The organism is Pseudoalteromonas sp. S3260 (assembly GCF_005886925.1).
Lineage (GTDB): Bacteria > Pseudomonadota > Gammaproteobacteria > Enterobacterales > Alteromonadaceae > Pseudoalteromonas > Pseudoalteromonas tetraodonis.
In genome coordinates this window covers 1-12,098 of sequence record NZ_PNCV01000103.1, presented here as the reverse complement: position 1 = coordinate 12,098, position 12,098 = coordinate 1, and the positions used below count along the sequence as shown (strand labels likewise).

General features: G+C 41.2%; 14 protein-coding genes. 6 read left to right on the top strand and 8 right to left on the bottom strand.

Features of this window, described 5'->3' with window-relative positions; translation table 11 throughout:
- The first annotated feature begins 631 nt into the window (after nt 1–631).
- From CWC14_RS15225 to gpsA, 4 genes are read left to right on the top strand one after another with little or no spacing between them, the layout of a single operon-like run.
- Complete coding sequence (locus tag CWC14_RS15225) at nt 632–1,063, top strand: rhodanese-like domain-containing protein (protein WP_013465947.1); 432 nt, start codon at nt 632–634, stop codon at nt 1,061–1,063.
- A 32-nt stretch (nt 1,064–1,095) separates the two neighbouring features.
- A complete protein-coding gene (gene grxC / locus CWC14_RS15220; protein ID WP_016899746.1) occupies nt 1,096–1,353 on the top strand; it encodes a glutaredoxin 3 in 258 nt (85 codons plus the stop codon).
- Between the two features lie 38 nt (nt 1,354–1,391).
- Complete coding sequence (secB, locus tag CWC14_RS15215; protein ID WP_013465945.1) at nt 1,392–1,880, top strand: protein-export chaperone SecB; 489 nt, start codon at nt 1,392–1,394, stop codon at nt 1,878–1,880.
- A 3-nt stretch (nt 1,881–1,883) separates the two neighbouring features.
- Nucleotides 1,884–2,891: an NAD(P)H-dependent glycerol-3-phosphate dehydrogenase gene (gpsA, locus tag CWC14_RS15210; protein WP_138563700.1), complete on the top strand. Its 1,008-nt coding sequence runs from the start codon at nt 1,884–1,886 to the stop codon at nt 2,889–2,891.
- Nucleotides 2,892–2,974: 83 nt separating this feature from the next.
- On the opposite strand, the gene trmL is transcribed toward gpsA, so the two are convergent.
- Nucleotides 2,975–3,439 (bottom strand): tRNA (uridine(34)/cytosine(34)/5-carboxymethylaminomethyluridine(34)-2'-O)-methyltransferase TrmL, encoded by a 465-nt coding sequence (trmL, locus tag CWC14_RS15205; RefSeq protein ID WP_013465943.1) that lies wholly within the window; start codon nt 3,437–3,439, stop codon nt 2,975–2,977.
- A 106-nt stretch (nt 3,440–3,545) separates the two neighbouring features.
- On the opposite strand from trmL, the gene CWC14_RS15200 reads away from it, so the two are divergent.
- Nucleotides 3,546–4,427 (top strand): cation diffusion facilitator family transporter, encoded by an 882-nt coding sequence (locus tag CWC14_RS15200; protein WP_462687478.1) that lies wholly within the window; start codon nt 3,546–3,548, stop codon nt 4,425–4,427.
- Here the strand turns inward: CWC14_RS15200 and CWC14_RS15195 are convergent.
- From CWC14_RS15195 to CWC14_RS15185, 3 genes are read right to left on the bottom strand one after another with little or no spacing between them, the layout of a single operon-like run.
- Complete coding sequence (locus tag CWC14_RS15195) at nt 4,424–5,368, bottom strand: alpha/beta fold hydrolase (RefSeq protein ID WP_138563698.1); 945 nt, start codon at nt 5,366–5,368, stop codon at nt 4,424–4,426. The two genes, CWC14_RS15200 and CWC14_RS15195, sit on opposite strands and share 4 nt — an antisense overlap.
- On the bottom strand, nt 5,358–6,785 hold the full coding sequence (locus CWC14_RS15190; RefSeq protein ID WP_138563696.1) for an ATP-binding protein: 1,428 nt from the start codon (nt 6,783–6,785) through the stop codon (nt 5,358–5,360). Before CWC14_RS15190 ends, CWC14_RS15195 begins: the two co-directional genes overlap by 11 nt.
- On the bottom strand, nt 6,763–7,452 hold the full coding sequence (locus CWC14_RS15185; protein WP_013465939.1) for a response regulator transcription factor: 690 nt from the start codon (nt 7,450–7,452) through the stop codon (nt 6,763–6,765). The genes CWC14_RS15190 and CWC14_RS15185 overlap by 23 nt, the downstream gene beginning before the upstream one ends.
- A 167-nt stretch (nt 7,453–7,619) precedes the next feature.
- Between CWC14_RS15185 and CWC14_RS15180 the strand changes: the two genes are divergently transcribed.
- Nucleotides 7,620–8,084, top strand: a complete 465-nt coding sequence (locus CWC14_RS15180; protein WP_008114914.1) for a Spy/CpxP family protein refolding chaperone — start codon at nt 7,620–7,622, stop codon at nt 8,082–8,084.
- 262 nt (nt 8,085–8,346) lie between these two features.
- Here CWC14_RS15180 and yacG read toward each other — a convergent pair whose 3' ends face one another.
- The 4 genes from yacG to CWC14_RS15160 form a co-directional block, all read right to left on the bottom strand.
- Nucleotides 8,347–8,577, bottom strand: coding sequence for a DNA gyrase inhibitor YacG (gene yacG, locus CWC14_RS15175; RefSeq protein ID WP_138563694.1), 231 nt, complete (start codon nt 8,575–8,577; stop codon nt 8,347–8,349).
- A 64-nt stretch (nt 8,578–8,641) separates the two neighbouring features.
- Nucleotides 8,642–10,318 carry a type IV-A pilus assembly ATPase PilB gene (gene pilB, locus CWC14_RS15170; RefSeq protein ID WP_138563692.1) on the bottom strand — a complete coding sequence of 559 codons (1,677 nt, stop codon included), beginning with the start codon at nt 10,316–10,318 and terminating at the stop codon, nt 8,642–8,644.
- A 134-nt stretch (nt 10,319–10,452) separates the two neighbouring features.
- Nucleotides 10,453–11,082, bottom strand: coding sequence for a dephospho-CoA kinase (gene coaE, locus CWC14_RS15165; protein ID WP_138563690.1), 630 nt, complete (start codon nt 11,080–11,082; stop codon nt 10,453–10,455).
- A gap of 2 nt (nt 11,083–11,084) precedes the next feature.
- Nucleotides 11,085–11,996: a prepilin peptidase gene (locus CWC14_RS15160; RefSeq protein WP_138563688.1), complete on the bottom strand. Its 912-nt coding sequence runs from the start codon at nt 11,994–11,996 to the stop codon at nt 11,085–11,087.
- Nucleotides 11,997–12,098: the final 102 nt, after the last annotated feature.

Genomic DNA, 12,098 nt, shown 5'->3' with positions numbered 1-12,098 from the left:
GGTTTGTAACCTAGTGGGCTAAGTCAAAACCGAGCAACAAAGAGTAAATCGCCCCTAGGCAGAACCCTTCGGGCAGCGCCTGTTTGGCATTGATGCTGCGTTATCGCCTATTTATGGGGAATAACCACACCACATAGGCTCTGCCTTGCCTAAATACCAAACAGGCTGCTGCAAATTTAACCTTGAAAGATCAACAGACCCTAGCGTTGCTAAAATACACGCTAACATTAATGCCAACATGCCAAGTCTTAGCATACCGCGTTTTATAGCTAGGATCAGCAATGAAAAGAAGATATTAAAAATTTTCAATTAGGATTGGCTAAATTGAAAACTTTAAAGGGCTAGGTTATTTTTCAGTTAAAAAGAGCAGGGCATTGTGGCTTTCAAGCGTGCTTAAACTCGCATTTTTAGCTGATTTGGGTATACTTGCGCGGCTAATCTCTATTTTATTCAAGTATTGAATAGGGTTGTGGGGTAAGTTAAACCTATCTTGTAGGTGAAAATTCAGAGTAGCCTAACAGCGCTCTATTGATTTGCTGATGAGTGACTGCTCATTGTGCAAGTGCAATTGGTAAGAATTTAAAATATCTAAAACATCCGTTTTAGTATGTAACTTTATAGTGGAAGTCGAATGGATCAATATATTGAATTTGTCTCAAACCATCCAATTTTAAGCCTGGCTTGGGTTGCGATTGCGTTTCTTATTATTAGTGGCGCAATAAAAAGTAAATTTTCAGCAATTCGTCAAATCAATCCTCAGCAGTTAACGTTACTTATTAACCGCGAAGACGGCCAGGTTGTTGATATGCGTGGGCAAAAAGAGTTTAAAACCGGCCATATTGCCGGTGCTGTGCACTTAAACCCAGAAAAAGCTAAAGAATCTGATTTCTCAACCCTTGAAAAGTATAAGAGCAAACCCATAATAGTGGTATGTGCTGCAGGCATGACTGCTTCAGGTGTTGCAACCGCAATGCATAAAGCAGGCTATGAACAGGTTTATGTTTTATCTGGCGGTATGGGTGCGTGGCAATCAGCAAGTCTGCCAACAACAAGCGGTCGCTAATATCTCTTAGCTAAACCGATTAAGGATTAATTATGAGTAACGTTGTTTTATACACCAAAGGATATTGTCCTTTTTGCCATCGCGCATTAGCGCTGTTAGACAGCAAAGGTGTAAAATACACAAATATTGATATTGGCGTTCAGCCAGAGCTTCGCGATGAAATGATCGCCAAAGCCGGTGGCGCAAGCACGGTTCCACAAATTTTTATCAACGATGAACACATCGGTGGCTGTGACGACATGATGGCACTAGAAGCGCAAGGTCACCTTGATGCTAAGCTCAGTGCTTAATTTAATTAATTATAATAAATAACAGGTTAGGAATAACAATGAACGAACAAAATCAAAACGCAGCAGCAGAGGCTGATGCAGGTGCACAGTTTACTATTCAACGTATTTACACTAAAGATGTGTCGTTTGAAACGCCAAATTCGCCAGCTATTTTTCAAAAGGAGTGGGCTCCAGAAGTAAAATTAGATTTAGATACGCGCTCTAACAAGCTTGATGAAGGTGTTTACGAAGTAGTGCTTGCGCTAACTGTAACGGCATCTATCGGTGAGGAAACTGCGTTTTTATGTGAAATTCAACAAGCAGGTATCTTTACGATTGCTGACGTTGAGGAAATGCAATTAGCGCACATGCTAGGTGCATTTTGCCCTAACGTGTTATTCCCATATGCACGTGAAGCGGTATCTAACTTAGTAAATCGTGGTACGTTCCCACAACTTAATCTTGCGCCAGTTAACTTTGACGCATTATTTGCACAGTACATGCAGCAACGCACAGCGCAAGCTGAGCAGGCTACAGCAGACGCTTAATTTATGAATACAGCCACATCAGCTGTTACTGTTTTAGGGGCGGGGTCGTATGGCACCGCCCTTGCTATTTGTTTAGCCCGAAATGGCCACAAAGTGACTTTATGGGGACGCAATAGCCAAGACGTTGCGACGCTTGCAGCTGAGCGAAAAAATCAACGTTACTTACCTGATATTCCTTTTCCTGACACCTTAATCCTTGAAGCAGATTTACAATGTGCAACGCAAAGTAGCGATATTGTTTTGGTTGTTGTGCCAAGCCACGCATTTGCTGACACATTAAAGCAAATCAAACCTGCTTTGCGCCCAAATGCAAAAATAGCTTGGGCCACCAAAGGGTTAGAGCCAAATACTGGACGTTTGTTACAAGAAGTGGCAGTGCAAGAGCTAGGTGAAGAGGTGCCATTAGCGGTACTTTCAGGGCCAACCTTTGCCAAAGAAATGGCGATGGGATCACCAACTGCAATTTCGGTGTCATCAACATCGTCGGCATTTGCTAAACAAATAGCCGATTTATTGCATTGCGGGCGCTCGTTTAGGGTGTATAACAATGATGATTTTATTGGTATACAGCTCGGTGGTGCGGTTAAAAACGTGATTGCCATTGGTGCGGGAATTTCTGATGGAGTGGGGTTTGGTGCAAATGCTCGTACCGCGCTTATTACTCGTGGTTTAGCAGAGTTGTCGCGTTTGGGTTGTGCCCTAGGTGCAAAGCCAGAGACCTTTATGGGTATGGCCGGGTTAGGTGATTTAATTCTAACCTGTACCGATAATCAGTCGCGCAATCGCCGTTTTGGTTTAGCCTTAGGCAAAGGTGAGAGTGTTGATGATGCCATTGCATCAATCGGCCAAGTGGTTGAAGGCTTTAGAAATACCAAAGAAGTGTACTTACTAGCTCAACGCGCTGGTGTTGAAATGCCAATTACCGAGCAAATATACAAAGTACTCTATGAAAATAAAGACATGAAAGCAGCTGCTATGGCGCTATTAGGTCGTGAACAAAAGTCAGAATAAAACGAAGTGCTAGGTTTTAGGTGACAGTTATTTTGTTTACCTAAAACCTAAAACCTAAAACCTAAAACCTAAAACCTAAAACCTTATTGCGCGTTTACAAAGCCAAGCTGGCGCCAAGATTCATACACAAACACAGCTACTGCATTAGACAGATTCATACTGCGACTATCGGCTTGCATAGGTATACGCACGCGTTGCTCGTTTGGCAGTGCTTGAATCATGTCATCAGGTAAGCCTCGGGTTTCTGGGCCGAATACTAAGCAATCACCCGCTTCATACTGTGCTTGGTGATGAAATTGGCTACCTTTAGTAGTGCAAGCATACACCTTTTTAGGTTGGCACTTTTCTAAATAAGCATCAAATGAGGCATGGCGTTGTACATGGCTAAATTCGTGATAGTCAAGTCCAGCGCGTTTTACACGTTTGTCATCCCACTCAAACCCTAACGGTTCAATTAAATGCAATGAATAGCCAGTATTGGCACATAAACGAATGATATTCCCGGTGTTAGGCGGAATTTCAGGTTGGTATAAAACAATATCCAGCACAATAAGCCCTATAAAATCTTTAATTTGACTGGCTCAGTATACACGAACAATGAATAAAAAATGATATACTACACACATTAAATACAACTTACACTTGGACAGATACGTGCATAATCGCAGTTATGAATTTTGGGTCAAAGCTTCAAGCATAGTGACCATGGTCATGGTGAGCCTAATGATTGCGACCAAAGCATGGGCTTGGCTGGCGTCGGGTTCGGCGTCAATGCTTGGCTCATTAACCGACTCATTAATGGATATTACCGCGACGCTAATGAGCTTTTTAGTTTTATCGTATGCACTGCGTCCTGCGGATGATGACCACCGGTTTGGTCACGGTAAAGCGGAGGCGCTTGCAGGGTTAGGCCAAGCTGCATTTATTGCGGGCTCGGGCTGTTTATTAATGTTTCACGGTATCGAGCGATTAATAAATCCAGTAGAACTTTCGCACTCATTATTAGGTGTATGGGTGAGTATTTTTGCCATTGCTTGTACCTTGGTAATTGTATTTGTGCAAAATAAAGTCGTGAAGCACACAGAATCAATCGCTATAAAAGCCGACTCCGTTCACTACAAGGGCGATTTAATTTTAAATGCGGCGGTATTGCTTGCTATTTTACTCGCCTACTATGGCGTACTGTATGCCGACCCATTGTTTGCTATCGGTGTGGCAGGTTATTTATTGTATAACAGTTGGGATATAGCAACCGAAAGTGCCTCGCATTTAATGGACAAAGAGCTACCCGATGAAGAAAAGCAAAGTATTTTTGAAATAGCGCGTAACCATAATGATGTTTATGGCGTTCACGGTATTCGCACTCGACAGGGCGGTAAAGTTAAGTTTATTCAACTGCATTTAGAGCTTGATGACAATTTACCACTTATTCGTGCCCACAAAGTGGCAGATGAAGTGGAGCTGATGATCACTCAGCAATTTGAATCTGAAGTTGATATTTTGATTCACCTAGATCCGCTGTCGCTTAGTAGTTAACCTATTGAATCACAAAATTTATAAAGGCTTGTTAGCAATGGTTGGCGAATTTCGTCCCGCTCAAAAAACAGCTCGTGCTTAGCCCCTTTAAACTGCTTTATTAGGGTGTTTTTATGTCGGCTTGCAAGCTTATGCTGGGCTTGGTTATCAACCACTTCGTCATTTTCTGCGCTGGCTATAAATAACGGGGTTGTTATGGATAGTTTATCGAGCGCTTTAATAAATGAAAAAACAGTATGCAGCCAGCCATAGGTAACACCGCCTAATTGTAATAGTGGCGTTTGCTGATAAGTTGCCCTAAATTGATCATAGCGTATTTGGCTACTGGTTAAAGTGTTAAGCGCAAACTCTTCAGGTGTATAATCGCTTTGTCCTAACGCATAACACCCTGAGAACCCTAATAATGAGGCACTGGCGGCGATAAACTGTGCTACGGGTTTTGGTATTCCTTTAGTATGAATATCAAACATGGGCGCAGATAAAAACGCCCCACTAAAGTCATGTGAGTAACGTGCTAAGTAATCAAACGCAATAGCGCCGCCCATTGAATGGCTAAGCAGTAGTTTTTTACCTTGCCAATGCTGCTTTACCACCTCAAGATTGAATTGATTAAGATCGTGACTGTAATCTTCAAATTGTTTGACATGGCCTTTATGGGGGTTTTTTAATAACCGATAAGAGCGCCCTTGGCCTTGGTGATCAACAATAAAAACAGCAAAATTATTACAATAAAGCTCCCAAAGCAGCTCTTTGTATTTATCGAGCCCTTCAATGCGCCCAGAACTAATAACAATGGCAGTGTGAGCCTGTTTAGGCTTAGCGTAAGCATAAAATAATTTACCGGCAGCCGTGCTTAAATAGGCTTTTTTGAGTGTATTAGTATAAAACTCATTAATGGCAGGCAGGTTATTTTCAAGCTCGCTTTCATTGCTATAGAACATGGTCTCTCTTTTGTATTGGTAAGCTTATCTCAACGCATAACCCGCCAGCGTCCTTATTTGATAAAGCTAAATTTCCGCCGTGGGCAATCACCGCATTTTTTGCAATGGCTAAACCCAGCCCAGTGCCGCCGCTGACTCGGTCGCGGGCGTCTGATTGCCTAAAAAATGGCTCACATAGTTTATCAAGTTGCGCTGTGGGAACGCCAGGGCCGTCATCACATATTTGTATAGTGATGATATCACTGTGTTTTAAGGTGATGCTAATAGTATGTTGTGCGTATTTAATTGCATTACGTAAAATATTTTCTAGAGCACTGGCAATCAGCATTTCGTCGCACTCTATATTTACCTGAGCATCACCTTGAATATGCAGCGTTTTATTGTGCTGTTTTGCTTCAAACTGAGCATCGTTAATCACATGGTCAACAATCACTTGCAGCGACTGTGTTTGCAGTGATAAAGGTTGGCTATTGGCTTCTAAGCGCGATACCTGCAATACATCGGCTATCATTTTATCAAGTTGATTTGCTTCTTTTTCAATACGCAATAAATACGATTGGCTGGCCTCACTCGCTTGCATTTGCGCCAGCCCTGTGGCCATTTTTAAGCGTGTTAGTGGGGAGCGCAATTCATGGGATATATCGGCAAGTAAACGCTTTTGAGCGCTAAGTAGTTGCTCTAATTGATCAGCCATACGGTTAAAATCGCGTCCTAAAACTCCAAGCTCATCTTTTCGTTGACTATTTATTGCCGCGCGCGCACTTAAATCGCCATTTGAGAGCCTAATTGCGGCTTGTTTTAAACTATTTATAGGGGCAATTAAGTTACGACTAAATAAAAAGCTTAATGTAAGTGAGGCGATAATGGCGATAGAAATTTTTAACCAAACCGGCAACAATCTTAAGCGAATAAAGAGCGGTCGCTGTTGATTTATATCGATTTCATATAACGCAAATTCGCCTTCAGGTACTCGAATGCGCACAGGGCCAAAAGCTTGGTAATATTCAGTAAAAATAATTTGAGGTGGCATGCCTTCACTAAAGTTCAGTAAGCTAAAATCAATATTATTCTCAACTTTTTTACTGATCAAAAACTCATCGCTACTTAGTGAATTTAAATAAAGTAACTTGCGTTTACTCAAACGCGGGTGAGTAATAATGTCATGAATAGAGCGCTTGTGTTTATGTGCACTACGTTCGATACCTCGAGCCAAGTGTTCTAGATTTTTTTGCATGGGCCCTTTTAGGGGGTCATGGCTAATAGCATTGATCAGCGAAATATTACTTAAGAAAAATAGCGCAGTAAAAGTGCCAATGATCGTTAGCCAAAACCAAGCAAAGACTTTAAAAAACAAATAATGTCGAGGGTGTCTTAACCAGCTAAAACGCGTTACTTTACTCTCCTTGGATAAAGACATAACCCGTCCCTCGAATAGTTTTAATTTTTTCACCCGCGATATGCTCGGCTATTTTTTTTCGAATATTACTCACATGCATATCAATAGAGCGATCAAATGACGCTAAACGCCGTCCTAGTACTTCTTCGCTTATTTGCTCTTTGCTTATAACATCAGGGGCGTGTTTTACTAATAAAGCCAATATTTCGTATTCGGTACCCGTAAGCGTGAGTGTGGTGTTATTTACACTGGCTTCACGCGCGGCAAAGTTAATAGTAATACCGTTTAAAGAGAGCTTTTTATTATTGTTATTGCTTACACTATTAATGTGTTCAATACGGCGAGTAATAGCTTTAACGCGGGCAAGGAGTTCGCGGTGGTTAAACGGTTTTGGAATATAGTCATCAGCGCCGAGCTCTAAACCAAAAATACGGTCAAAGTCTTCACCTTTAGCGGTCAACATAATTACCGGCGTTAATTTACTTTGTCTGAGTTGCTTGAGTACTTCAAAGCCATCTATAGAGGGCAGCATAACATCAAGTAATATAAGCGCGTAATCGTTTTGTAAAGCAAGCTCTAAGCCTTGTTGGCCATCATGTGCGGTTTGTATGCTAAAGCCTTGTGCGCTCAAATACTCGCTTAATAGCTCACATAAACCGGTGTCATCATCAATCATTAATAGTTTCATACATTAAGCCCTACGCGCTGTTTTATGGTTTTATTTTACGCGTTTAATGTACTAAAAGTTAGTCTTTACATAACCTTTACACTGCTTTGCGTTACTTTGCATTGAGCCGGTTATAGTGAACTTACTGGCTAGCAGCCAACAACCAACCCAATATTAAGGTGATGATTATGACTAAGATAAACACGCTATCAAAATTAGTACTTATTTGTGGCTTAACAGCAGCAACGCTCAGTGCGGGCAGCGCACTTGCAAAAGGTGATGGCCATAAACAAGGCCACTCTCAAGCACGCTTTTTACTCTCTGAGCGAGCAGCAGATAAACTGGCGCTTACTGAGGATCAACAAACACAACTAAAAGCGATTTTTACAGCGCAAAAAACGCAAATTAAAGCACTAAGAAGCCAAAATAAAGACGCGCGTAAGGCACAGCGCCAAGCTTATAAAGCGCAGATGGATGCGTTATTGTCAGCGCCAAACTTTGACGAAAATGCAGCGAAAGAGTTATTAACCGCACGCCAAGATAAGAAGCAGCAATTGGGATTAATTAAATTGAAAACCCAGCATCAAGTAATGCAACTGCTTAACGCTGAGCAAAAAGAAAAGTTAGCTAAAATACAGCAGCGCCGCAGGTAATAGGGCGAGGTGCGAGGGGCGAGGTCCGCAACCCGAAGCCCCGCCTTGTATCTACAGAATATTTTGAACCACAGAGGAAGCAGAGGCGCTTTGCGCTCCGCAGAGAGAAGATCATTTATTGTCACTTTCTCTGTGTGCTCTGCGCCTCTGTGGTAGATAAATGACCTAAAACCTAATACTGACGCGGGGTAAACCTGCTACAGGTATAAAAAACCTTGCTATGTTAACTGCAAGGTTTTTAAATTTCTCGAACCATTAAAAATCACTTAAAAAAGTCATCTTCGTTTTTTGCCATCATTGCTTCAATGTCTTCAATCATGTCTTGGCTGAATTCATCTGCAGAAGTGATGGGTGCTGAAATTTTATTATTTTCAAACGACCATTCACCTAAATCAATAAGTTGGCAACGCTTTGAACAAAAAGGGCGATACGGACTTTGTTCTGACCATTCTACTTTTGCTTTACAGGTTGGGCAGTTAACCACTGTTGGCATAATTTACTCTCTCATTAATATAGGCTTTGCGACTCAATTTATAATAAACAGCTAAGCTTTCTATTTAAAAACTAGTGACACGATTAACCTCAGCAAGTGAGGTCACACCCTCTGCGGCTTTACGAATACCCGATAAACGCAAATTGTTATATCCTGCTTTAAGTGATACCTCAGCAATTTCTAATGAGTTACCGCCGCGCATTATAATTTGTGCTATTTCAGGCGTAATTTTCATTACTTCGTAAATACCCACACGGCCTTTGTAGCCATCGGTACAGTTTTCACAGCCTTTAGGTGCGTATAAAACCATGTCTTGAATTTGTTGTTCACTAAAGCCTTGGCGTATAAGCTCTTCGCGAGGTAACTGCTCTGGTGTTTTACATTTAGAGCATAACCTTCGGGCTAAACGCTGAGCTATAATTAAACTAATAGAACTGGCCACATTATACGCGGGTACACCCATATTTAACAAACGAGTAATCGTTTCTGACGCTGAGTTGGTATGCAGTGTTGACAGTACCAAGTGACCTGTTTGCGCCGCTTTAATTGATATTTCTGCAGTTTCTAAATCACGTATTTCACCCACCATCACCACATCGGGATCTTGACGTAAAAACGCCCGCAGTGCATTAGCAAAAGTCATATCTGCTTTAGTATTTATTTGTACTTGGTTAACCCCTTCGAGGTTAATTTCTACCGGATCTTCGGCGGTACTAATATTCCGCTCCGGCTGATTGAGTATATTTAAGCCCGTATACAAAGAAACCGTTTTACCTGAACCGGTTGGGCCGGTAACCAAAATCATTCCTTGCGGTTGCTCAAGTGCATCGAGATATAGTTTTTTCTGTTCGGGTTCATAGCCTAATACATCTATACCTAACATGGCACTGGATGAATCAAGAATACGCATTACAATTTTTTCGCCCCACAAAGTTGGCATGGTACTAACACGAAAATCAATACTTTTACGCTCTGTTACCTTAAGCTTAATACGGCCATCTTGTGGTTTACGCTTTTCTGCAATATCCAGTCGCGACATTACTTTTATTCGCGCCGATAGCTTACTGGCCAATGTATTTGGCGGGCTGGCTACTTCGTGCAAAATACCATCAATACGAAAGCGAATACGGTATTTGTGTTCATAAGGTTCAAAGTGTAAATCTGAGGCGCCTTTTTTTATTGCGTCCATTAAAATTTTATTAATGTAGACAATAATAGGGGCGTCGTCTTTGTCATCGTCTTTAGGAGTGTGTTCTTTGTGCTGCTCAGAATCGAGTTCAGCAAACTCTTTAAATTCGTCTTCACTTAAATTTAAACTGCCAGAGGCATCGAGTAATTGCTCAATTTTGTTATCGAGCTGGACGTAGTCAACCACAACTACTTCGCACGATAAACCCGTGCTAAATTCAAAGTTTTCGAAGGCACCATAATCGGTAGGATCTGAGGCGGCAATATACACTTTTCTGCCTTTTTGTACCAAAGGCAAAATGTGGTGTTTGCGGATCAGTTTTTCTTTAACTAGCTCAGCTGATATTTGTGCAACATTAAAATCTTTTAAATCAAAAAAAGGCACTCTAAATAAATCAATGCATTGCTCAGCTAAATCTTTACTGTCTATTTTTCCACATTTAGAGATAAGCTCTGCAGTTGACGAAAAATCTTGCTGCCGTGTTTTTACGGTATCAGTATCAACCCGGCCGAGGGTAATAAATTTTCTTAATAACGGTGAGTTAATATTCATTGCGCACCTGATTTAATCCTTCTTTAGTCAGCAATTTATCAGAAAAAAGAAAGGAATACATTAATCGTACCAATTCAGCAGATAATTTACTGATAAAAATATCAGTTTATTGCGCTGTGATTGGGTCAGTCACTCTATATTGTAGACTTTGCTTGCTGTAAATAATAATTATGTAGCTTAAGTAAGTCTTGTTTTACATCGTTTAAATCGCGGTTATTATTTAAAATATCATCCGCTTTTTGTTGTTTATGCTCACGAGACATTTGTGCGTCAATAATTTGCTCTGCTTGTTCAATGCTTATTTTGTCGCGCTGTGTAGTACGTGCTATTTGCACCTCTTTGGGAACATCTATTAGCAAAGTACGATGACAGTAGCCATCAAGCCCATTTTCAAATAATAACGGGGCAACTAAAACCACATAGTCGCTTTGCGCGTTTTTTAAGTCAGTGAGTAGTTTAGTGCGTATTAAAGGGTGCAACAGCGCATTGAGCCATGTTTTTTGTTCAGGATTACTAAAAATACGCGATCGTAGTTCGCCACGGTTTAATGCGCCATGTTCATCGAGTATGTCAGTGCCAAAATGCGCAATAATCGCTTTTAGACCATCAGTACCAGATTCAACTACTTGGCGAGCCACAATATCAGCATCAACAATAGTAATGCCTTGTGCTGCCAACATATCGCTAACTGCGGTTTTACCACAGCCAATCCCGCCGGTTAGTCCCAATACCCAGTTATTTTTTTGATGTTGTGTATTGCTCATAGTTAGTAGCCAATAAAATTAAAATAGCTGTTTTGCAGTTGCGTTCCCCATAGCATAGCTATCCAGCCGGCTATAGCTAAGTAAGGGCCAAAAGGAATGGGGGTTGCTTTGTCTTTACCTTGAATGCTCAGTAGGGCAATGCCAATTACAGCGCCAACTACGCTTGAGAGTAAAATAATGGTCAATAACGATTGCCAACCCAGCAGTGCGCCAAATACGGCCAGTAATTTAAAGTCGCCATAACCCATACCTTCTTTGCCGGTTATTAACTTAAACAGCCAAAACACGCTCCATAAGCTTAAATAGCCACATGCTGCGCCAATAATGGCATCGCTAGGGGCTATGGTATACCCCATAACTGAGGCAATTAACGCTAACCATAAAAGTTGCAAAGTAAGCTGGTCCGGCAGTAGCATGTGATCAATATCAATAAAAGTCAGTGCTACCAACGCCCAAGTAACTACAATGTACAATAAAGCCTGCTCTGTAGCGCCAAAGGTGTAGGCAACCGCTAAACTTAAAATAGCGGTAATGGCCTCAACGATTGGGTAACGCACTGAGATTGGGTTATCACAGGTTGCGCATTTACCTTTTAAAAATAACCAACTAATAATGGGAATATTTTGCCATGGTTTAATGGCTGCTTTGCACTTTGGGCAACATGAGTTGGGCTTAACTAAATTAAACGTGTCAGTCGTTTGTGCGTTGGTCTGTTTAGCCTTTGGGCTGGTTAGTTCATCGGCTAATAATAAGCGGCATTCAGTTTGCCATTCTTTTTGCATCATTAGCGGCAAGCGATAAATCACCACATTTAAAAAGCTACCAATACATAAACTCACTAGGCCAATCGTGGTTAAGTAAAACCATAAATGGTTTTGCATCGTGGCGGTGATATCAATAAAAAAAGTATGCATTTATCTTACCTAAAACTAAATTCTGTGTTGATAATACAGTGGTTTTACATAAGTGCAAAATTAGGGTTTAGGTTCAAGGTTAAAGGTTCAAGGTTCAAGGTT